This window comes from Sulfitobacter sp. R18_1 (assembly GCF_017743915.1).
In the GTDB taxonomy this organism is placed as follows: Bacteria; Pseudomonadota; Alphaproteobacteria; order Rhodobacterales; family Rhodobacteraceae; genus Sulfitobacter; species Sulfitobacter faviae.
Genome location: NZ_JAGHRG010000002.1, coordinates 429,263 through 449,849, shown reverse-complemented (window position 1 = coordinate 449,849; position 20,587 = coordinate 429,263). Strand labels below are relative to the sequence as shown.

Below are 20,587 nucleotides of genomic sequence, written 5' to 3'. Positions count from 1 at the left end.
TTAGAGCAGCGGGCGTTTTTGGCGGCTTTCCGGATCGGTCATCCCCTCTTTCGCCAAGGCGGCGAGATCGTTGATTTGCAGCACCCTGTCGGACCATGACAGCAACTGACGTTCTTTCAGGGCGCCGAGGGTCTTGTTGGTGTGCACCACCGAGAGGCCAAGCGCATCGGCCAGATCGCGTTGCGAATAGGGCAGCAGCATCTGGTTGTGGGTGACCATCCCGAGCGACTGGCCGCGTTCGAAAATCTTGACCATCGCCCAAGCGATGGCCTGCATCGCGCTGCGTTGGCCGATGGTTGCGAGGACTTCGCCCATGAAATGCTCTTCGATGGCGGCCAGCCAAGTAATGTCAAAGGCGCGTTCGGGGTGGGATTTGAAGAAATTCCAGAACTCACTGCGGTTAAAAACGCAGAGCCGCATATGGGTCCGGGCTTCGACGGAATGGCCCATTTCGCCCATGATGCCTGCCTGTAGCCCGATGAAATCGCCGGGGAAGACAAAGCTGATGACCTGCCGGCTGCCGTTCTCCAGCGTCTTGTCGCGGATGCCCATTCCGGTGAGCGCCGTGTAAAGCTGGGGCGAGTTTGACCCTTCCAGCAGGATCGGCGTGCCCGGTTCGACGGTCAGCTCACCCGACTTGAACTTCTCCATGAAGCTCACTTCTTCTTTCGACATCGGCAGGAAGGCGTCCTTGCGCCGAAGGGGGCAATAGCGGCATTGTGTCGTCATTAGATAAAATTAGCCTTCATATGTCTTAGTTTAATGCGCGCGTTTTGCGCACCCCCTACACCGACGACTTTGCTTACCCGGGGGAAGACCATGTCGATCTTGATCTACGAACCGGACCCATTGGTCTGTTCAGACATAAATGAAACGCTTTCTGCCGCGTTTCCGCAATCTCAAATTAGTGTTCTTGAGACGTTTGATCTCAGCGCTTTGGTGGACAACATCAATGGCATCAAATTCGCGGTCCTGTCGCTGCGGCGCGAACAGTTGCATCAGCATTTGTCGGAACTGTCGAACTTGCAGGAGTGGTTTCCGATCATCTGCATCATGAACGATACACCACGGCTGGCAAAGGTGGGCGAGCGGCTGAAATTCATCACCCGCCCGTTTTCCAGCAGCAACCTGCTGGCCGCTGTTAACGGCGCGCTTTCTGACCCGCGGTTATGCCAGCCAGAAATGCCATGACCAGGTTCTTCAGGCCATCATGATCGGAAGCGGCGGGGTCTTCTTGCCGGGACGGCTGCGCCGCGGCCTCACCATCTGACCCGGCGATGGCGAGCAAGAAAAAGCCCATCCCGAAATAAACCGCGCCGAGGATCAGCGCGGCGGTGAGCGCTGTGGTGACGGTGATGAGGTAAAGCCACGCCGCCAGCGTGAGAAACAGCAGGCCGATCAGCAGAAAAAGCGCGGCCCCGGCGCTGAGCATGGCAGTGCGCAGCGCCCGTCGCAGGGAGCCGCGCAGATGTTGCATCACCGAAGACAGCATTTAGCGGCGGGCCGTCACAAGACCGACGAGGAAGCCGATGCCTGCGGCAATCCCCAAAGCGGTTCCGGGCTGGGCCTTGAGGAATTCCTCGGCCTGTTGCTGAACTTCCATCGCCTTGAGACGCCCCGTATCGGCGAAATCATTCGCCGCATTTCGGGCATTGTCGCGCATCTCTTCCGACTTGGCCTTGCCATAGTCGTCCAGGGTTTCGGTCAGCGATGCGATGTCTTTTTTGAGAAGTGCGATCTGATCCGAAAGATCGTCAATCGTCACCTCTTTTGCGGCAGCGGTTGTGGTCTTGGCCATGCGGGCCTCCTGAATGTTTGGGTGATGTTAGGCGGCACATGCTTTTAATGCAAAGGGTTCCCTACGCGACGTTGCGCGCGGGGAACCCTGTTTTCGCGGCTCAGCTTCAGGCGTTGAGCGTTTCCGTGGAGGAAAAGAACATCGCTTGCGACACGGCCGAGACGACCTGATCCACCGAATAGGGTTTGGAAATCAGGAAGGCAGGCTCGGGCTTGTCGCCGGTCAGCAGACGCTCGGGGAAGGCCGTGATGAAGATCACCGGACGCATGCCCAGCTCGTTCAGCAGGTCGTTCACCGCGTCGATGCCCGATGAGTTGTCGGCCAGCTGGATATCGGCGAGGATCAGGTCCGGCACATCGGCCTTGCCCAGTTTCACCGCCTCTTCGCGGGTGCGGGCGATGCCGGTCACCCGGTGGCCCATCTCGGCCACGATGGATTCAATGTCCATCGCGATGATGGCTTCGTCTTCGATGATCATCACCGAACCCGAGGTGCTGTCGGCCATTTCGCGATGGGCGATCTGGATCAACTCACCCGCTTCGGCCTCATCCACACCGATGATCTTGGCGATTTCCCCGTGAGAGAAGCCTTCGATCGTGTGCAACAAAAGCGCTTCACGGCTGTTGTTCGTGAGGCTGGAAAGATGGCGCTGTGCCTTGGCCCGTGGGCCGCTTTCGCCCTCTTCCACCGGGGCACCTGCGCTGGCCCAAATACCGTACAAAACCTTGAAAAGACCCGTCTTTGTATCTACTCCATCGAGCACCGAGCGATCAACCAAGATGGCTTCGAGGGCTGCCGCGGCAAAGGTGTCGCCACTGGTCTGGCTGCCTGTCATCGCCCGCGCGAACCGGCGAAGGTAGGGGATGTTGGCTCCCAGTTCATCGCTGATGCTGGTCTTTTGTGTCGCATCGTTCATCTAGTCGAATCCTTTTTACTTTTCTTGGAACCAAACACGTCGACATTGTGTTTGGTTCCAGTATGCATGCATAATTATTCAAACGAGACGACGATGCCAGAGGTGATGTTAGTGAATTCAGGAAACAAGGACGAGCGCGAGCGCGTCATCGACGACAACCTCAAACGGGTCTTCGATGAGACGCTCGAAGAAGGCATCCCTGATCGTTTCAAGGATCTGCTTCAGAAGTTGAAGGAACAGGATTCAGAAAAAGGAACGTCATAATGACCCGTCCCGATCCGCGCGACGAGCTGGTAGAACATCTGCCGGCCATGCGGGCCTTTGCCATCAGCCTGACACGCAATGGTGCCACGGCAGACGACATGGTGCAGGATACCTTGGTCAAGGCGTGGACCAACATCGAAAAGTTCCAAGAAGGCACGAATATGCGTGCTTGGCTCTTCACGATCCTGCGTAACACCTATTATTCCTCGCGCCGCAAGGCGAAGCGCGAAGTCTCGGACGTGGATGGCGTGCTGACCGATGGGCTGGCCGAAAAGCCCGCGCACGATGGCCACATGCAGATGACCGACTTCCGCAAGGCACTGGCCCTTTTGAAGGACGAACAACGAGAAGCACTGCTTCTTGTCGGGGCCTCCGGTTTCTCTTACGAAGAGGCTGCGGAAATGTGTGGGGTCGCTGTTGGCACCATCAAAAGCCGCACCAACCGGGCGCGTGCCCGCCTTGCCGAACTGCTGGGTCACCATGACGACGAGTCGCTTGAAATGACCGATGACGCAACAATGTCTGTCCTATCCGCATCTAAAGTTTCCTCTTTCTAAATATGACATCTGGCTTCTTCAGCGGTGATCTGATGCGTGGGCTGACGATCCGTATCCTGCTGTTTCTGTCTCTCGCGCTTTTGCCCATCGGGCTGATCGCGGTTGTACAGACACGGCAGATCGCGGATCAAAGCCGCCAAAGCGCGGAGCTATCGCTGATCGCCGTGACGGAACAAGCCTCTGCGGCGGAACGCCGGGTAATCCAAGAGGCCTTTGGCGCGGCAGAAGCGCTCACCGCCATCGTGCGGCTCAGGCGGGAAGATCCCGAGGAATGCACGGCTTTCCTTAGGGAATACAAACAGGCGTCAGACATCTATTCGCTTGTGGGTTTCATCGGGCTAGACGGACAAATGACCTGCTCCTCCACGGGGCAGGATCATGACTTTTCGCAGGATGAGAATTTCCAGACCCTGCTGGAAAACCCGGTCCGCCGCGCGATGCCAGTGTTGCAGGGGGCGGTCAGCAATCAAGTGGTCACGCTGATCAACGCGCCGGTCTACGAAGAGCGCGAGTTGATCGGCTTCATGGCACTCAGCATCCCCGAGGATGCGATCAACGCGATCCGCGAGCCCAAGAGCAAACACAGCAGCGTTGCGATGATGACCCTCAATAAGATGGGTCATATCCTTACCACCGAAAACGGGCTAGAGGTGGCCAAGACAGAATATCCCAGCGATGTCGCCCTGTCGCTCTTGACCACCAAAGAGCCCAATGTCTTTCTTTCGCAAAATTCCGACGGCCAAGAACGCGCCTATGTGATCGTCCCGATCGTGCCCGACACGGTCTTCGCGCTTAGCGTTTGGCCCAGCAACACCCCGTTTTTGGACACCGGCGTTTCGACCCGCCTCAGCGCGCTTTTGCCCATCGTCATGTGGCTGGCGAGCCTTATCGTGGCCTTCTGGGCGCTGAACCGTCTGGCGATCAACCATATCCGTAAACTCGGGCGGCAGATGCGGCGCTTCGCGCTGAACCGCACCCTGCCGCGTGGGACACTCGGCCCCTCGGTTCCCACTGAATTGGTCGAGATGGAGGCTGCTTTTGTTGGCATGGCGGAATCCATCCTGCGGGACGAGGCGACATTGGAAGACAGCCTTCGGCAGAAAAACATCTTGCTGAAAGAGGTGCACCACCGGGTCAAAAACAACCTGCAACTGATCTCTTCGATCATGAACATGCAGATCCGGCAGGCCAAAAGCGAAGATGCGCGTTTCGTGTTGCGCAGGCTGCAAGACCGTATCCTCAGCCTCGCCACGGTGCATAAGAACCTCTATCAGAATGACGATCTGGTCCGCGTCAATGCCAGCGAGTTGCTGCGTGAGATTGTGGGCCAGATGCTTTCTGTCGGCTTGCCTTCCGGCTCTGGCGTGAAGGTGGAACAGTCCTTCGAGCCGATCAAGATCGACGCCGACGATGCCGCGCCGCTGACCCTGCTGGTTTCTGAGGCGCTGACCAATGCGCTTAAATACGTCTCGACGGTCGAACATGGCAAAGGCTTTATTTCGCTTAAACTGATCCAAACCGGGCCAGAGCAGGCGATGCTCGAAGTGCGCAACACCATCGGCAACCCCGAAGAGGTGAAATCCGGCACCGGGCTAGGCTCGCGTCTGATCCTCGCCTTTACCCGCCAGTTGAACGGCCAGGTCGAGGTGGAAACCAACGACGACATCTATCAGATCAGAGTGAACTTCCACGTCCCGACCGACAGTAAAATGATCTACGATTACTGAGGCGCCAAAGCCCCAATGGAATCTGGCCCGAAACGTGGCGGAGCGATCACAGACTCATCATAGGCGAAAAATTTGTCGGAACCCTTTGGCCTGCGCGCGGTTGAGCACCTGAAACGCAGTGCTAAAAAGGAACACGGAGATGACCACGGAGCTTTTTCTCGGCGGTCTGACCATCCTGACCTTAGCGGCGGTCATCATCCTTGCCCTCACCACGGGCCGAAGGGAACTTCACCCGGATGAGGACCGCACCGGGCGCGAAAAACAGCAACCGGAGGCCCAAAGGTCGAACTACCGGTCAGACTACTAAGACCTGACACCCCCTATCGACCGCCCCGAGCAGAATGCTCGGGGCGGTCGATATTTATGGGGCACCTTTTTTTAAAAACTGGGCGGGGTACAGGCGCTGACGATCTCACAACTCTCGGACCCGGTGTTGCGGAACCGATGCGGCAGGCGGCTGTCGAACAGATATCCATCCCCGGCATGAAGCAGGCTGACCGCGCCATCCACCGTCACTTCGATGCTCCCGCGCACCACGACCCCCGCCTCTTCGCCCTCATGGCTCAGAAACTCAGGTCCGGTATCGGCGCCGGGCTCATAGGTTTCATGCAACACCTGAAGCGCGTGATGTGCGGCACTGCCCAACTGGCGCAGGGATACGCCGCCCTGATGGCTCGGTGAAATCTCGGTCAACTCTTCCGCGCGGTAGAAGACTTTGGCGCTGTCGTCTTCTTCCAAAATGGCGAAAAACTCGGCCATGCTGATGGGAATCGCGTCCAACAGGCTTTTGAGTGAGGCTACCGAGGGGCTGGTTCGGTTCTTTTCGATCAGCGATATCGTGCCATTGGTCAGCCCGGCCTTGGCCGCAAGCTCCCGTTGAGAGAGCCCATGTTTCTTGCGGATCGCTCTGAGTTTATCGCCGACGTTCAATGGCTTGTCCTTTGTAGGCCCCCGCGCCGCCGCCACGGGGCACGGCCTTGGGTCAACCGGGGGTCACGGGAATTGTTAGATAGAGGCTGTGATCGCGATTGACAATTATATTAAACGGAATATGGATTTTTTAAACGACACGTCACTGCCCCTCTCTTTCGCAATAAGGTATCTGTTCCATGTCCAGCACCGTCAAGAAATCACCCCGGAAATCCGCGGCCAAGGCCAAAGCCGCGCCGCAGATCTCCGTGGTCGAAACCAACCCCGCGACCCAGCCCGACGGTCAGACCAACGCCGACCTCATCGCGCGCCGCGATGCCGCCGTGCCGCGCGGCGTCGCCTCCGCCGCACCGATCTACGCGAAATATGCCGAGAACGCCGAGCTGTGGGACGTGGAGGGCAACCGCTACATCGACTTCGTCGGCGGCATCGGCGTGCTGAACACCGGGCACCGTCACCCCAAGGTGGTCGAGGCCGCCAAGGCGCAGGAAGATCACTACACCCACACCAGCTTTCAGGTCGTGCCCTACGGGCCTTACGTCGACCTGGCCGAGAAGCTGAATGCGCTCGCCCCCGGTGACGCGCCCAAGAAGACGCTCCTGGTCACCACTGGTGCCGAAGCCGTTGAGAACGCGGTGAAAATCGCCCGCGCTGCCACCGGACGCCCGGGCGTCATCGCCTTTACCGGCGGCTACCACGGCCGCACCCTGCTGACGCTTGGCATGACCGGCAAGGTCACGCCCTATAAGAAAGATGTCGGCCCCTTCCCCGCGGATGTCTTCCGCGCGCCTTTCCCTTCTGTGCGCGACGGGATCACCGTGCAGGACGCGCTGACCGGGCTGAAGAACCTCTTCCTCACCGATGCCCAGCCCGAGCGTGTTGCCGCGATCATCATCGAACCGGTTCTTGGCGAAGGCGGCTACACCCCCGTACCTTTCGAGATGATGCAAGAGCTGCGCGCGATCTGTGACCAGCATGGCATTCTTTTGATCGCAGACGAGGTGCAGGCGGGCTTTGGCCGCACCGGCACATGGTTCGCGATCGAGCATTCCGGCGTGGTGCCAGACCTGATCACCGTGGCGAAATCCATGGCAGGTGGCTATCCGCTGGCGGGTGTCATCGGCCGCGCCGATGTGATGGACGCGATGGCCCCCGGCGGCTTGGGCGGCACCTATGGCGGCAACCCTGTGGCCTGCGCGGCGGCACTGGCAGCCATCGAGGCGATCGAAGACGAAGGTCTGCTGGCCCGCTCGACCGCGATGGGCGAAACCCTCAAAGCCCGCTTTGCCGAGATTGGCGAGCGTTCCGCGCCCTTCCGGTTCTGGGACATCCGCGGCCTTGGCGCGATGGTCGCCGTTGAATTCGTGACCGACTTCGACAGCGCAAAGCCCGACGCCGATTTCACCAAACGGGTCATCGCCCATGCGCTGAAGCGCGGCCTGCTGCTGCTGAGCTGTGGCATGTATGGCAATGCTGTGCGCGTGATGGTCCCGCTGACAGCCTCCGACGCCATCGTCGAAGAGGGGCTCGCCATCTTTGAAGAGGCCGTCGCCGCCGCTGTGGCTGAAGAGCAGAAGTAAACCAAACGGTCACACCGGATGGATCGGGCGCGCGGGGCAACCTGCGCGCCCATTTTTATGGCGTGCCTCCGGCGGGGGCATCTTGTCCCACCTCGGCCCTTGGCATCCGCCGAGCAAGCGCGCAAACTCCGCCCGAAATCAACGCCGGAGTGACGATGCCCTTGTTAGCCCCCTGCCCCATGCGCACCCTTGCGGGGATGTTTCACGTGAAGAGCCTGCCATGAACGCGCCGATGCGTCCCGGCCCGCGTAACCTGATCACCGATGTGACGGGGCTGAAGGTGGGCAATGCGCAGAATGCGCGGCTGAAATCCGGCAGCACCGTGCTGATCGGCGACGCGCCTTTCACCGCCTCTGTCCACGTCATGGGCGGCGCGCCCGGCACGCGCGAGACAGACCTGCTGGCCCCCGACAAGACCGTCGCGGCGGTCGATGCGCTGGTGCTCTCGGGCGGCTCTGCCTATGGGCTGGATGCCTGTTCGGGCGTGGTCGATGCCCTGCGCGCACAGGGCCGCGGCTTTCGCGTGGGGGACGCGCTGATCCCGCTGGTGCCCGGCGCGATCCTCTTCGATCTGCTGAACGGCGGCGATAAGGATTGGGCGCAGAACCCCTATGCCGATCTTGGCCGCCAAGCCTTGGAAGCGGCGGGCGAAGATTTTCAAATCGGCTCGGTCGGTGCGGGCACCGGCGCGCTAAGCGCGATGGTCAAAGGGGGCCTCGGCTCCGCCAGTTTGCAATTGCCCGATGGCAGCACGGTCGGCGCGCTTGTCGGGGCCAATCCGGTGGGCGCCGTCACCACCCCCGGTGACCGCTACTTCCACGCCGCCCCCTTTGAGATCGACGGAGAGTTCGGCGGGCTGGGGCCGGACCCATCCACCGGGTTGGGGCTGAGCTTCGAGAGCCGCAAGATGGCGGCCATGTCGGCCCGCGCCAATACCACCATCGCCATCGTCGCCACCGATGCCACGCTGACCAAGGCCGAATGCCAGCGCGTCGCCGTGGCGGCCCATGACGGCATCGCCCGCGCCGTGGTGCCTGCGCATATGCCCAATGACGGCGATCTGGTCTTCTCCCTCTCGACCGCGGCGCGACCTGCGGGGGATGTGGCGATGATCGGCCATGCCGCGGCGCTCTGCCTGTCGCGCGCCATCGCCCGCGCCATCTATGCGGCCACCCCCGACGATGGGGATCTTTTGCCTTGTTGGAGCACCCTGAATGCCTGATCTGCCCCTCTCCGATATTTCACTTCATTATGAGGTCGACGGGCGCGGCCCGCCGCTTTTGATGCTGGCCGGGATGCTGAGCGACAGCGCGAGTTGGGGCGCACTGGCCCCTTTGCTTTCCGATCACTTCACCCTGATCCGGCCCGACAACCGCAGCACCGGGCGCACGACCCCTTGGGATGCCGAAACCTCCGTCGCGCAGATGGCGCGGGATGCGCTGCCGCTGATGGATCATCTGGGGCATGATACCTTTCACGTCGTCGGCCATTCGATGGGCGGGCTGATGGCGATGGAGCTTTTTGGCCTCGCGCCGGGTCGCATCCAAGCGTTGAGCATCCTCGCCTCCGCCCCGGTTCGCGCCCCCCGGACCATGGCAGTCTTCGATGCGCTGCTCGCCGTGCGCCGCGCGCCGGAAGGGGAGCAGCTTTGGCTGCGCGCGCTCTACCCTTGGATTTTTGCCCCCGGTTTCTTCACTGATCCTGACAATACCGAGGCCGCCCTCGCCGCAGCACTGGCCTATCCCCATGCGCAGAGCGCGGATGCCATGGCCCATCAACTCGAAGCGCTGCGCGGGTTCCGCCCCACGGTGCGGCCCGCTGATCTGACCTGCCCGACCCAAGTGCTCCACGGGGCCGAAGACCTGCTGATCCCCCGCGCCGCCGCCGAGGAGGCTTTTGCGGAGATCCCAAATGTGACCCAGACCACCCTGCCCGAGGCGGGCCATTCGATCCATTGGGACGCCGCCGAGGCCATCGCCCACCACCTGCGCCAATTCCACGACACCGCCGGAGACCCGAGATGACACAAGACCTTTACGGATTGGAAACCTCTACCGACCGCCCGGAAACCTTGCAGGCGGTCAATGACTTCATCCACGGCTTCCTGTCCTACCAACCCAAGGCCGCGGGCATCATTGCCGCCGCCGATGCCGACCCCGATGGCCCGCTGGTCAATGCCTATGCGGCGCTCTTGTGGATGTTCCTCGAACACCCCATCGCCCCTGAGAAGGCCCGCCCCTATCTGGACCGCGCCAAGGCAGCCCCCGGCGCCAATGCTCGCGAACAAGAAGTGATCCGCGCCGTTGGGCATTGGATCGACGGCGATGTGCCCGCCCTCGTCGCCGCCTGTGATGCCATCACCGATAAATGGCCGCGCGATCTGGCAATGCTGAAGCTGGCGCAATACCACCTGTTCAACACCGGCGATGCCGCAGGCATGTTGCGCCTAGCGTTAAAATCCCTGCCCGAGGCCGAAGACATCGCCTATACCCACGGCATGATCGCCTTTGGTTATGAGCAATGCCATCTGCTCGACCGGGCCGAGGCTGCTGCCCGCCGGGCGATGGAATTGCGCCATGATGAGCCTTGGGCGCATCACGCGCTGGCCCATGTGATGCTAACGCAAGGCCGTGTCGCCGAAGGCGCGCGTTTCATGGAAAGCGTGGCCGAGACGTGGAGCGATCTGAACTCCTTCATGCGGAGCCACAATTGGTGGCATCTGGCGCTGTTCTACCTCTCGCAGGGCCGTCACAACGATGTGCGCGCCGCCTATGACCAGCATATCTGGGGGCTGGAGAAGGACTATTCCCAAGACCAAGTCGGCGCCGTGTCCCTGCTGGCGCGGATGGAATTCGCGGGCGTCGATGTGGGCGACCGTTGGGGCGATGTGGCCGACCATGTGGCGGCGCGGGGGGCGGATACGGTGAGCCCCTTCCTGACGTTGCAATATCTCTATGCCCTTTGCCGCACCGGGCGGCCCGAGGCGGCAGAGATGCTCACCGCGATCAATGCCTGCGCGAGTGAGACTGCCGCCCATGACCACGCCGCATGGGCCGAAGTCGCACTGCCCGCCGCCCGTGGCATCGCCGCCCATGCCAAGTGGGAGTGGGCCACGGCGATCCGCGAGCTTGGCACGGCCCTGCCCCGCATGGCCGAATGTGGCGGCAGCCATGCGCAGCGGGACCTGTTCGAGCAAATCCACCTCGACGCGCTGGTGCGCGATGGCCGGGCCTCTGCCGCGCAGCAGGTGCTTGAGATGCGCCGGACCTATGACCCCGATGGCGTGCCGCTGAACCTGATGCTGGGCGAGGTCTATGAAAAGACCGGCCTGCCCGATCTGGCGGCCCAAGCCCGCGCGCGGGCAGAGCGCACGCTGGCCGGGGCCTAGACCGAGCCGCGCGCTTTAGGCGCGCGGGCCGACGGTGACTTCGAACTCGGAGATGCCGTCGACCCCCCCGGTGATCACATCGCCGGGCTGCACCGCCGCGACACCGGCAGGCGTGCCGGTCATGATGATGTCACCCGGTGCCAAGGTCACGGCCTGCGACAGCGTGGCGGTATGCTCCCGCACCGACCAGATCATCTGCGACAGATCGGCCTCCTGCTTCATCTCGCCATTCACGGCAAGCCAAAGGCGGCCCTTCTCGACCGAGGGGACATCGGCTATGGGCAGGATCGGCGCGATGGGCGCGGAGTTGTCAAAGGCCTTGGACCAGTCCCACGGGCGGCCCATCTTCTTGGCCTGCGCCTGAAGATCGCGGCGGGTGAAATCAATGCCCACCGAGGCGCCCCAAATGTGATCCATCACATCGGCCTCCGCGATATTCGCGCCGCCCTTGCCGATGGCGATGACAAGCTCTGCCTCGAAGTGGAAATCCTCCGTCAGCGGCGGATAGGGCACGGTGCAGGGGGTATCCAGCGTGGCATCGGCGGGTTTGGTGAAAAAGAACGGCGGGTCGCGCATGTCATTGCCCATCTCAAGCACATGCGCCTCATAGTTGCGGCCCACGCAAAAGACACGGCGCACCGGGAAACGGTCGCTGGTGCCTTGAACGGCAAGGCTGCTTTGCTTGGGGGGATCAATCACATACATCACGGGTGTTCCTTTTGGCATAATGCCGCCAAGGAACACCCGCGCTTTGTAACAGTCAATGACCCCTCACGCTTATAAGCCTTTGAGCGGCCACTCTTTCACAGTTCGGCGCCTTTGCGGATGGCCTCTTGCACCTCGGCTATGTCCTCGGCGCTCAGACCATAGTCCGCCGCCGCCACCTCGGCGCTGATGTAGCCGCGCAGAAGGTCGCGTTTCACCAACTCCTTGGGGCGTTCCTCGGCGGGGCCGTAGCCGGCACCACCCGGGAAGGCCATCATCACCTTCGCCCCATGCGGGACGAACTGTTTGCCCTTGCCGCGCATCGGCGTGCCGTCATCGCGGGCGATGGTGGTGGGCGCGCCGGGCTTGCCGCCCTGCCGACCGCGCGCCGGGTGGTCGACGCGGTCGAACATCGCCTGCATGTCGAACTCATGCCCTTCGCGCGCACCGACCTCCATGTATTGCCCCAGCCCGCCGCGCTGGCGGCCCGCGCCGCCGCTATCGGGGCGCAATTCCTTGCGCCAGATGACGACGGGACCGGCGTGTTCCGTGGCCTCCACCGGCATGGTCATCACGCCCGAGGGGAAGGCCGTGGCATTGAGCCCGTCATGTTCGGGTCGCGCGCCCGAGCCGCCGGAGTTGAAGGTGAGAACCTCGGCCCGGCGCGCGCCTGCGGGCGCTTTCGCATCGGTGCGGGGCCGCAGGCTGACCTGGAAGTTACACAGACACCCCGCCCCCTCCGCTGGAACGAGGTTCGGCAGGATCTGATCCAGCGCCGCATAGACCGTGTCGGGCACGAAGTGACCCACGATATGCCGCAGCGCCACCGGGGCGGGGTGCACGGCGTTGACGATGGTATCTTCGGGCGCGGTGATCCGGAACGGCTCCAGCGAAGCGGCGTTGTTCGGGATCTCCGGCGCGATGGCGCATTTCAAGGCGTAGCAGGCATAGGCCTTGGTATAGACCAGCGGGCAGTTGATGCCCTTCTTGTCGATCCCTGACGTGCCGTTGAAATCCGATAGGATGTGATCCTCGGCAATGCTCACGGTGACCTTCAGCGTGATCGGCGTGTCGAACCCGTCAATGGTCATCTCGCCGGTTGCCTGCTGGCGCGGCAGGGCGGCGATGCGTTCCAAGGTGGCGCGGCGGGAATTGTCTAAAATGAAACCGGCGATGCCGGTGAGATCGTCGAGCGCGAACTCCTCCATCATATTAACCAGCCGGCGGTGGCCGATCTCGTTGCAGGTGGTCAGCGCGTAGATGTCGCCAATCAGCTGGTCCGGCTCGCGCACGTTGCCGCGGATGATCCGCACCAGCGTCTCGTCGACCTTGCCCGCATCGGCGAATTTCATGATCGGCAGGTAGAGCCCTTCCTCGTAGACACTTGCCGCATCGGCGCCGAACCCGCGGCCGCCAATGTCGACAATATGGGCGGTGCAGGCAAAGAACCCCACCAGCTTGCCGCGGTGAAACGACGGCGTGACCATGGTGATGTCGTGTAGATGCCCGGTGCCTTCCCAAGGGTCGTTGGTGATATAGACGTCGCCCTCGAGGATGTTCTGCCGCCCGATGCGGCGGATGAAATGCGCCACCGCGTCGGCCATGGCGTTGACGTGGCCCGGCGTGCCGGTGACCGCCTGCGCCAGCATCTGACCGTCGGTGTCATAGACGCCTGCCGAAAGGTCCCCCGCCTCGCGCACCGAGGTCGAGAAGGCGGTGCGCACCAAAGCCTGCGCCTGTTCTTCGACCACCGAGATAAGGCGGTTCCACATGACCTGATAGGCGACGTTGGAATGTGTCTGTGCCATGGGCTTACCCTTTCACGGTGATGTCGATGCAGCCGTCGGGCTGGCAGATCGCCCGGCGCGAGGCGGGCAGGATGATTGTCGTCTCATCCTCGGTGATGGCGGCGGGGCCTTCGGCGGTCTGGCCCGGGGCCATCTGACCGCGCAACACGACGTCGGCTTCGCAGTACTCAGAAAGCGCCGGGTCGAAAATGCGCCGTGTTAGAGCCACATCCGCCGCCGCACCCGGGGACTGTTCCGCCGTGCGCGCGACCTCTTCGGGCGGAGTGGTAGCATTGACCGACCAAACCGTGATCTCGATGTCCAAGCCCTCGACGGTACGGCCGAAAAGCTTGGCGTAATCGGCCTCGAACAAGGCCTCGAAACGCGCGGCATCGGGGTTCAGCGCGTCCGCTTCGTCCAGCACGATTGGGATCTCCCAGCCCTGTCCGCTGTACCGCATGTAGACCTTGTATTCCGACAGGATCTCGGCCCCGGCATCGCAATTGCGGACAAAGCCCGTGGCCTCGTCCCGCAGTTCCGCCAGCAGCGCCTTGATGCGGGTCGCGTCGAAGTCCGACAGCTTCATATAGACCGAGCGGTTGGCCTCGAAGCTGAAGGGCGCGCGGAGGAAACCGATGGCCGAGCCGACCCCGGCACCGGGCGGCACCAACAGACGCTCGACACCCAGCTTCTCGCAGAGCCGCCCGGCATGTAGCGGGGCCGCGCCGCCGAAGGCGATCATCGTGTAATCGCTGAGGTCTTCGCCGTTCTCCACCGCATGCACCCGCGCGGCATTGGCCATGTTCTCGTCCACCACCTCGGCCAGACCGAAGGCGGCGGTGGCAGCGTCCATGTCGAGCTCCTGCCCGATAACTTGGCTCAATGCAGTCTCGGAATTGGCTGTTTCGAGCCGGATCGAACCGCCCGCGAAATTGTCGGGGTCGAGCTTGCCCAGTACGAGGTCGGCATCGGTCACCGCGGGCTTCTCCCCACCGCGCCCGTAACAGGCCGGCCCAGGCTCGGAGCCCGCGCTTTCCGGCCCCACCCGGATCTGCCGCATGGCATCCACATGGGCGAGGCTGCCGCCGCCCGCGCCAATCTCGACCATGTCGATCACCGGAATCGAGATCGGCATGCCGGAGCCTTTCTTGAAGCGATAGGTCCGCGCCACCTCAAAGACCCGGCTGGTCTTGGGCGTCTGGTTCTTGATCAGACAAATCTTGGCTGTGGTGCCGCCCATGTCAAAGCTCAGCACTTTGTCGAGCCCATAGCGCGCGGCGATATTGGCGGCAAAGACCGCCCCGCCTGCCGGGCCCGACTCCACCAGCCGCACCGGGAATTCGGCAGCGCTTTCAATCGAGATGATGCCGCCGCCCGAATGCATGAGGAAGATGTTGCAGGAGACACCCTCCTCCTGCAGGCGCCCTTCGAGCCGTCCGAGGTAACTCTTCATCAGCGGCTTGATATAGGCATTGGCGACGACGGTGTTGAACCGCTCGTACTCGCGCATCTGCGGCGAGACCTCGGAGGAGATCGACACCATAACGCCGGGCAGCTTCTCTTCCAACACCTCGCGGACCATGCGCTCATGTGCGTCGTTCAGATAGCTATGGATCAGCCCGACCGCGACGCTTTCATAACCCGCCTCGGCGATGCGGTCCGCCAGCGCCTCGACCTCGGCGCGGTCGAGCGGGTGCAGAACCGCCCCGGTGGCATCGACACGCTCCTCCACCGTGTAGCGCATCTGGCGCGGTAGCAGCGGTTCGGGGAGGTTGAGGTTTAGATCATACTGCTCAAACCGGCTTTCGGTCCGCATCTCGATCACGTCACGGAAGCCTTGGGTGGTGATCAGCGCGGTCTTGGCCCCGCGCCGTTCGATCAGCGCGTTGGTCGCCAGCGTGGTGCCGTGAATGATCTGGGTGAGGTCGGCGGGCGTGATCCCGGCCTTGGCGCAGACCTGATGCATCCCGTCGATGATCGCGTTCTCGGGCGCGGCATAGGTGGTCAGCACCTTGGTTGAGAAACTCTCGCCGCCCTTTTCCAGCACCACGTCGGTGAAGGTGCCGCCGATGTCTACGCCCAGTCGGATGGTTGATGCCATGTCTCACTCCTGTTTGAGCGCAGGATAGGAGCGGGCGCAGCATTGTTGCAAATTATTATATTCTATGGGTGTGAAAGGTTTTTTCGATCCTCGACATCGAAGCTCCGGGCGCAGTCGCGGGCCAGTTCGGCGGCGCGGGCGACATAGGCGGGGGTGCGATCCGCGTGATAACGCGCGGCAACTTGCAGCGGGCGCGGGTGCCACGTGGCGGGCAGAATCCGCAGCGCCCCCTCGGCCAACGCGCCTGCCACCATCACACGCGGCATCACCGCCACGCCCATCCCGTCGAGCACCATGTTCATCGCCGCCGACAGGCTGCTGGAGGGCACCAAACGGGCCTTGGGGGCGGTCGTGCCGTCGAAATGGCCGATCAGATCGGAATGGGCCTGGGTATGGCGCGCATGGCCTAGCACCGGATGGCGCAGCATGGCGTCGAAGTCGGGCGCGGGGCCGATCTGGGCGGCCAATTCCGGCGCGGCGACCCAGATGTAGTCATAGGTCGCCAGATCCAGCTGCCCGCTCGCCGGGGTCGAGAAGGGTGCGGTTTGCAGGGTCAGGTCGAGCGCATGGGCGGCAAGCTCCTGATCCAGATCGCGCGACAGATCGACGGTAAGTTCGACAGTGAGATTGGGATAGACCTCGGCCAGCGCGCGCAGAAAGGGGCGCAGCCATGTGCTGGCAACCACTTCGGTCACGCCAAGGCGGAGGCTGTCGTCGATCAGGTCGGGCCGCGCAGCGGTCTCGACCAGTGCTTCGGCCTCGCGCAGCACGCGGCGCGCTTGGGCCAGCAGCGCGCTGCCCTTTTCGGTGAGCCGGATCGACCCGGCATCGCGCTGCATCAGGGTGACGCCCAAGGTTGCCTCCAGCCCGGAAATCCGGGCCGAGATATTGGGCTGTGTCGTGTTCAGATACGCGGCGGCGCGGCGGAAACTGCCTAGGCCTGCGACCCAGATCAGCGCTTCAAGCTGTTTCAGCGTGAAGAGATTGCCGATCATTCGCGCCAGTCAAAGAAACCCGGTCCGGCCTCGGCCAGAAGCTTGCGGGCCATCGCCTCGCCCGCCGCGGCGCCGTCGGAAATGGCGCAGGTCACGTCATCGCCGATGGCATCAGACCCGTCGGGGCGCAGCACCTGCCCGCGCAGGCGCATCTCGGTGCCGTTGAGTTCGGCCAGACCGGCGATTGGCGTCTCGCAAGAGCCATCGAGGGTGGCGAGGAACGCGCGTTCGGCGGCAAGCTGTTCCCCGGTCTTGCGGTCATGGATCGCCGAAAGCATCTCGGCGGCGCGGCTGTCGTCCTCGCGCCGCTCAACCCCGATGGCCCCCTGCGCGATGGCGGGAAGCATGTCGTCGGGGTGCACGGCGGCCTGCGGCACGTCGTCCATTTGCAAGCGGTTCAACCCTGCCATGGCGAGGAAGGTCGCTTCGGCCACACCGTCATCGAGTTTTTTCAAACGAGTCTGCAAGTTGCCGCGGAACTCGACGACTTCCAGATCGGGGCGGCGCAGTTTCACCTGCGCGCGGCGGCGCAGGCTGGAGGTGCCGACGACCGCGCCTTCGGGCAACTCGGCGATGGACTTGAGATGCGGCGAGATGAAAGCATCACGGCAATCCTCGCGCGGCAGATAGGTGTCGATCAACAGCCCCTCGGGTTGCAGCGTCGGCATGTCCTTCATCGAATGCACCGCGATGTCGATGGAGCCGTCCAGCAGCGCGGCCTCGATCTCGCGGGTGAACAGCCCCTTGCCGCCGATCTCTTTCAGCGGGCGGTCGATGATCTTGTCGCCCGTGGTCTTGATCACGACGATGGTGAAAGCCTCGAACGGGAGATCGAAGGCGGCGGCGAGCCGGTCGCGCACCTCATTCGCCTGCGCGAGCGCCAGAAGCGATCCGCGTGTGCCGATGTTGAGAGGCCGGGCCGGGGTGGGAAGCTGATACGTCATGACGCATCCCTACCCCCGTCGACATGAACTGACAACTGCTGTACCTGCGCTACCTACGGGTTTGCCACAAATAGGAACGCCATAATGACTGCGAATAAGACCATCCTGCGCGCCCTTGCGGGCGAAACCCTGCCGACACCGCCGATCTGGATGATGCGGCAAGCCGGGCGCTACCTGCCTGAGTATCGCGCAACCCGGGCCGAGGCAGGCGATTTCCTGTCGCTGTGCTACAACCCGGAACTGGCCGCCGAGGTGACGTTGCAGCCGATCCGCCGCTATGGTTTCGACGCTTCGATCCTTTTCGCCGACATCCTGCTGGTACCGCAGGCGCTTGGTGCCGATCTGTGGTTCGTCACCGGTGAGGGGCCGCGTCTGTCGACGATCACCACCAAGGCCGAGATGGAAGCGCTGAAACCGGCGGACGCCATTCACGACCACCTCGCCCCGATTTACGAGACCGTGCGCATCCTGTCGCGCGAACTGCCCGAAGAGACGACGCTCATCGGTTTCGCAGGCGCGCCTTGGACGGTGGCGACCTATATGATCGCGGGCAAAGGCACGCCGGATCAGGGGCCAGCCCACGCGCTGAAGGACGAGAACCCCGAGGTGTTCGATGCGCTGATGGAGCGGATCACGCTGGCGACGATCGAATACCTCGACATGCAGATCAAGGCGGGGGCCGAGGTGGTCAAGCTCTTCGACAGTTGGGCCGGATCGCTGGAAGGCACGGATTTCGACCGCTATTCGACAGAGCCGCTGCGCCAGATCATCAGCGCGCTGAAGGCGCGTCATCCGGGCGTGCCGGTGATCGCCTTCCCGCGTGGAGCCGGGGCGCGTTTCGCCAATCTACATGCCGCCACGGGGGCCGATTGCATCGCCGTCGATGACGGGGTGAGCGCCGAGTGGGTGGCCGAACATGTGCAGCCGCATGGCTGTGTGCAGGGCAACCTGAAGTCCTCGCATATGGTGACGGGTGGGGATGCGCTGGTGCAGGAGACCCGGGCGATTTGCGATGCGCTGTCGAAGGGGCCGCATATCTTTAATCTGGGGCATGGGATCACGCCGGATGCGGATCCGGAGAATGTGCAGTTGATGATTGATACCGTTCGCGGGACGCGGGGGTAACAAGCCAACGCCCAAAGTTTAGATCGAGGGCCATCGCCTGCCCGCGGGTGGGCGATCTGACGGCTGTTATAGCCACTTTATCTATCAGCCTTGATGTGCGCCCTCGAGGTCACGCCAAGCCATATCAAATCGCCTACCCGGTCGCACCGAAGGTGCGCCCTCAATATTGCGGCACGCCTTTGGCGTGGCGGGCGGGCAGGCGATGGCCCGGCGCCTACGGCTTGATTCCGGGCCGGGGTGGCTACCTCAAACCCACTTCGCCATCGGCGGCAGGCTCATCAGCACCGCATCCGGATCATGCCCCGTCTCCAACCCGAACTTCGTCCCCCGGTCGTAGACAAGGTTATACTCAGCATAGATCCCCCGGTGCCGCAGTTGCACGTCCTTGTCGTCCATGTCCCACGGCATCTCGCGCCGTTTGTCGACCACGGGCACATAGGCGGGCAGGAACGCGCGGCCCACATCCTGTGTCAGCGCGAAATCCGCCTCCCAATCGCCGCTGTTGCGGTCATCGTAAAAGATGCCACCCACACCCCGCGCGCGTTTGCGATGGGGGATGTAGAAATACTCATCCGCCCAAGCCTTCAACTCATCGTATAGCGTGGCCCCATGCGGGTCGCAGGCGGCCTTCATCTCGGCATGGAAATGGTCGGTGTCCTCGTCATACTCGATACAAGGGTTCAAATCCGCGCCGCCACCGAACCACCATGCATGCGGGGTCCAGAACATGCGGGTGTTCATATGCACCGCAGGCACATGTGGGTTTTGCATATGCGCGACCAGACTGATGCCCGAGGCCCAGAAACGCGGATCTTCGGCCATGCCGGGCAACCCTTTGCGCGCGGCCATGGCGGCCTGCGCCCGCTCGCCCAACTCGCCGTAGACGGTGGAGATATTCACGCCCACCTTCTCGAACACACGGCCCCCGCGCATGACGGACATCTCACCGCCACCGGCGTCCGATCCATCGGGGGCAGTGCGGGTGGTGTTGCTGACCACGAAACGCCCGGCCTCTTCCTCGCCCACATGACGCGCTTCGATGTCGTGGAACGCCTGAACGATGTCATCGCGAAGCTTGCGGAACCAATCCGCCGCACGTGTCTTTTGGTCTTGCATGTCGTCGGTCATCTCTGGCCCGCCTTTCTGTTATTCCATCGCCCCGCCGCCAAGGATCAGACCTTCGTGTTCGGCCATGTAAATCCGCAGCCAAGGCGTATAGTCATCGGGATGCTGCGCGAGGTCGGCATGTAGATCGCCAAGGGTGATCCAGCGCGTCGCCATCACTTCGTCAGGGTTTTCCGTGATCGTCAGATCCGGCGCGGCATGGGCGAGATAGACCTCGACCACCTCATGTTCGATCAGCCCTCCGCCGACATCGGCGCGGTATTCGACCCGACCCCGATGCTGCAAGGCCAGCCCGGTGATCCCCAACTCTTCGTCCAAACGCCGCGCGGCGCATTCCTCGGGCGGCTCGCCCCAATGCGGATGCGTGCAGCAGGTGTTCGCCCAGAGACCGGGGGTGTGATATTTGCCAAGCGCGCGCTGCTGCATCAGCAGCTTGCCGTCGGAGATGACAAAGACCGAAACCGCCATATGCCGCAAACCGCGTTCATGCGCGGCGAGCTTTTCGACCGGTTGCAGGGTGCCGTCGACCCAGGCGGGGACCATGATCTCCATCAGATGCGGCTTACCGTTGTGTTCATCTCACCCTCGGCGCAGAAGAAATTCACCGGCAGTTATCGGGGGATTTCCCCCTAGTCTCAACCGCTA

General features: G+C 62.7%; 22 protein-coding genes. 10 read left to right on the top strand and 12 right to left on the bottom strand.

Annotation, left to right across the window (positions count from 1 at the left end; translation table 11 throughout):
- Positions 1 to 729 (bottom strand): Crp/Fnr family transcriptional regulator, encoded by a 729-nt coding sequence (locus tag J7392_RS07400; protein ID WP_209216958.1) that lies wholly within the window; start codon positions 727 to 729, stop codon positions 1 to 3.
- A gap of 90 nt (positions 730 to 819) precedes the next feature.
- Here J7392_RS07400 and J7392_RS07395 point away from each other — a divergent pair, with 90 nt between their 5' ends.
- A complete protein-coding gene (locus J7392_RS07395; RefSeq protein ID WP_209216957.1) occupies positions 820 to 1,191 on the top strand; it encodes a hypothetical protein in 372 nt (123 codons plus the stop codon).
- On the opposite strand, the gene J7392_RS07390 is transcribed toward J7392_RS07395, so the two are convergent.
- From J7392_RS07390 to J7392_RS07380, 3 genes are all read right to left on the bottom strand, one after another.
- Positions 1,142 to 1,492 (bottom strand): phage holin family protein, encoded by a 351-nt coding sequence (locus J7392_RS07390; RefSeq protein WP_209216956.1) that lies wholly within the window; start codon positions 1,490 to 1,492, stop codon positions 1,142 to 1,144. The genes J7392_RS07395 and J7392_RS07390 overlap by 50 nt on opposite strands.
- Entirely contained in the window at positions 1,493 to 1,798 is a 306-nt protein-coding gene (locus J7392_RS07385; RefSeq protein WP_209216955.1) for a DUF883 family protein, read from the bottom strand. It lies immediately after the preceding gene.
- 106 nt (positions 1,799 to 1,904) lie between these two features.
- On the bottom strand, positions 1,905 to 2,714 hold the full coding sequence (locus tag J7392_RS07380; RefSeq protein ID WP_067264155.1) for a response regulator: 810 nt from the start codon (positions 2,712 to 2,714) through the stop codon (positions 1,905 to 1,907).
- A 93-nt stretch (positions 2,715 to 2,807) separates the two neighbouring features.
- Between J7392_RS07380 and J7392_RS07375 the strand changes: the two genes are divergently transcribed.
- The 4 genes from J7392_RS07375 (at position 2,808) to J7392_RS07360 (ending at position 5,569) form a co-directional block, all read left to right on the top strand.
- The gene (locus J7392_RS07375) at positions 2,808 to 2,978 is read left to right on the top strand and encodes a NepR family anti-sigma factor (protein WP_197470876.1); all 171 of its coding nucleotides are present in this window, start codon (positions 2,808 to 2,810) and stop codon (positions 2,976 to 2,978) included.
- Complete coding sequence (locus J7392_RS07370; RefSeq protein WP_067264157.1) at positions 2,978 to 3,535, top strand: RNA polymerase sigma factor; 558 nt, start codon at positions 2,978 to 2,980, stop codon at positions 3,533 to 3,535. Before J7392_RS07375 ends, J7392_RS07370 begins: the two co-directional genes overlap by 1 nt.
- Before the next feature lie 32 nt (positions 3,536 to 3,567).
- On the top strand, positions 3,568 to 5,262 hold the full coding sequence (locus tag J7392_RS07365; protein WP_247744481.1) for a histidine kinase dimerization/phosphoacceptor domain -containing protein: 1,695 nt from the start codon (positions 3,568 to 3,570) through the stop codon (positions 5,260 to 5,262).
- A 139-nt stretch (positions 5,263 to 5,401) separates the two neighbouring features.
- Positions 5,402 to 5,569, top strand: coding sequence for a hypothetical protein (locus J7392_RS07360; RefSeq protein WP_209216953.1), 168 nt, complete (start codon positions 5,402 to 5,404; stop codon positions 5,567 to 5,569).
- 71 nt (positions 5,570 to 5,640) lie between these two features.
- Here J7392_RS07360 and J7392_RS07355 read toward each other — a convergent pair whose 3' ends face one another.
- The gene (locus J7392_RS07355) at positions 5,641 to 6,192 is read right to left on the bottom strand and encodes a cupin domain-containing protein (RefSeq protein ID WP_209216952.1); all 552 of its coding nucleotides are present in this window, start codon (positions 6,190 to 6,192) and stop codon (positions 5,641 to 5,643) included.
- 179 nt (positions 6,193 to 6,371) lie between these two features.
- Between J7392_RS07355 and gabT the strand changes: the two genes are divergently transcribed.
- The 4 genes from gabT (at position 6,372) to J7392_RS07335 (ending at position 11,160) form a co-directional block, all read left to right on the top strand.
- On the top strand, positions 6,372 to 7,772 hold the full coding sequence (gabT, locus tag J7392_RS07350; RefSeq protein WP_209216951.1) for a 4-aminobutyrate--2-oxoglutarate transaminase: 1,401 nt from the start codon (positions 6,372 to 6,374) through the stop codon (positions 7,770 to 7,772).
- A gap of 232 nt (positions 7,773 to 8,004) precedes the next feature.
- Complete coding sequence (locus J7392_RS07345) at positions 8,005 to 8,994, top strand: P1 family peptidase (RefSeq protein WP_209217003.1); 990 nt, start codon at positions 8,005 to 8,007, stop codon at positions 8,992 to 8,994.
- Positions 8,987 to 9,796, top strand: coding sequence for an alpha/beta hydrolase (locus tag J7392_RS07340; protein ID WP_209216950.1), 810 nt, complete (start codon positions 8,987 to 8,989; stop codon positions 9,794 to 9,796). Before J7392_RS07345 ends, J7392_RS07340 begins: the two co-directional genes overlap by 8 nt.
- Positions 9,793 to 11,160: a tetratricopeptide repeat protein gene (locus J7392_RS07335; protein WP_209216949.1), complete on the top strand. Its 1,368-nt coding sequence runs from the start codon at positions 9,793 to 9,795 to the stop codon at positions 11,158 to 11,160. The genes J7392_RS07340 and J7392_RS07335 overlap by 4 nt, the downstream gene beginning before the upstream one ends.
- A 15-nt stretch (positions 11,161 to 11,175) precedes the next feature.
- Here the strand turns inward: J7392_RS07335 and J7392_RS07330 are convergent, their stop codons facing one another.
- The 5 genes from J7392_RS07330 to hemC all read right to left on the bottom strand — a co-directional run bounded on the left by J7392_RS07330 (position 11,176) and on the right by hemC (position 17,692).
- Positions 11,176 to 11,865: a fumarylacetoacetate hydrolase family protein gene (locus J7392_RS07330; protein WP_067628082.1), complete on the bottom strand. Its 690-nt coding sequence runs from the start codon at positions 11,863 to 11,865 to the stop codon at positions 11,176 to 11,178.
- Positions 11,866 to 11,963: 98 nt separating this feature from the next.
- Complete coding sequence (locus J7392_RS07325; RefSeq protein ID WP_209216948.1) at positions 11,964 to 13,673, bottom strand: hydantoinase B/oxoprolinase family protein; 1,710 nt, start codon at positions 13,671 to 13,673, stop codon at positions 11,964 to 11,966.
- Positions 13,674 to 13,677: 4 nt separating this feature from the next.
- Positions 13,678 to 15,753, bottom strand: a complete 2,076-nt coding sequence (locus J7392_RS07320) for a hydantoinase/oxoprolinase family protein (RefSeq protein WP_209216947.1) — start codon at positions 15,751 to 15,753, stop codon at positions 13,678 to 13,680.
- A gap of 62 nt (positions 15,754 to 15,815) precedes the next feature.
- Positions 15,816 to 16,748, bottom strand: coding sequence for a LysR family transcriptional regulator (locus J7392_RS07315; RefSeq protein ID WP_209216946.1), 933 nt, complete (start codon positions 16,746 to 16,748; stop codon positions 15,816 to 15,818).
- Positions 16,745 to 17,692, bottom strand: a complete 948-nt coding sequence (hemC, locus tag J7392_RS07310) for a hydroxymethylbilane synthase (RefSeq protein ID WP_209216945.1) — start codon at positions 17,690 to 17,692, stop codon at positions 16,745 to 16,747. Before hemC ends, J7392_RS07315 begins: the two co-directional genes overlap by 4 nt.
- 84 nt (positions 17,693 to 17,776) lie before the next feature.
- On the opposite strand from hemC, the gene hemE reads away from it, so the two are divergent.
- Positions 17,777 to 18,817: a uroporphyrinogen decarboxylase gene (hemE, locus tag J7392_RS07305; protein ID WP_209216944.1), complete on the top strand. Its 1,041-nt coding sequence runs from the start codon at positions 17,777 to 17,779 to the stop codon at positions 18,815 to 18,817.
- A gap of 246 nt (positions 18,818 to 19,063) precedes the next feature.
- Here the strand turns inward: hemE and hemF are convergent, their stop codons facing one another.
- Both hemF and idi read right to left on the bottom strand, forming a co-directional pair.
- On the bottom strand, positions 19,064 to 19,945 hold the full coding sequence (hemF, locus tag J7392_RS07300) for an oxygen-dependent coproporphyrinogen oxidase (RefSeq protein ID WP_209216943.1): 882 nt from the start codon (positions 19,943 to 19,945) through the stop codon (positions 19,064 to 19,066).
- Positions 19,946 to 19,963: 18 nt separating this feature from the next.
- A complete protein-coding gene (idi, locus tag J7392_RS07295; RefSeq protein ID WP_209216942.1) occupies positions 19,964 to 20,494 on the bottom strand; it encodes an isopentenyl-diphosphate Delta-isomerase in 531 nt (176 codons plus the stop codon).
- Between the last annotated feature and the right edge of the window lie 93 nt (positions 20,495 to 20,587).